This window comes from Ferruginibacter sp. HRS2-29, from assembly GCF_024343615.1.
Lineage (GTDB): Bacteria > Bacteroidota > Bacteroidia > Chitinophagales > Chitinophagaceae > Ferruginibacter.
The window spans coordinates 1-777 of record NZ_RJUB01000109.1; the positions used below are offsets into that span (position 1 = coordinate 1).

The window sequence follows — 777 nt, forward strand, 5'->3', positions numbered from 1 at the left end:
TACGAGTACGGGAGCAACTCCTGTAACATATGTATTAGATGGTGTTACCTCCAATACAACGGGCATCTTCTCAGGCGTTGCCGCAGGGCCTCATAACATAACTTTCACCGATAACAACGGATGCCCGGGATCCGTGAGTACTGTAGTAACCGCAGGGCCAGCCCTTACGGGTACCGCCACCCCGACAGCTACCTCTTGCAATAATTCAACTAACGGAAGTATCACAATGGCTTCCAATGGCATAGTGCCTGTTACATATGTATTAGATGGAGGAACAACTAATACGACCGGAATATTTACAAATGTAAGTTCCGGTGCCCACACCGTCACATTTACGGATTCCAGGGGATGTACAGGAACAGCCACCACAACAGTAGTTGCGGGCCCGGCGTTGACCGCCAATGGCAACCCGGTAGCGGCATCTTGTCCGGGTGTAAATAATGGGTCGTGGACGATCACCACCAACGGTGTTACACCAATAACATTTGTGATAGACGGTGGGACGACAAACAGCACGGGCATTTTCACCAGTCTGGCCCCGGGATCGCATACCATCACATTTACGGATTCCAGGGGATGTACGGGAACGATCACGCATACGGTTGGGGTTGGCGCAGCTATCACAGGTACCGCCACTCCCACAGCAACTGCTTGTCCGGGCATAAATAATGGTACAATCACTGTAACCTCTACCGGTGCGGCGCCAGTTACCTATATACTGGATGGTGGAACAAGTAATACAACGGGCATCTTCACCGGCGTGGCTGCAGGGCCACA

The 777-nt window shown here is 51.9% G+C and carries 1 protein-coding gene; it reads left to right on the forward strand.

Features of this window, described 5'->3' with window-relative positions:
- The coding region (locus EGI32_RS11425; protein ID WP_255155488.1) for a hypothetical protein at positions 1–777 on the forward strand (777 nt) is incomplete at both ends.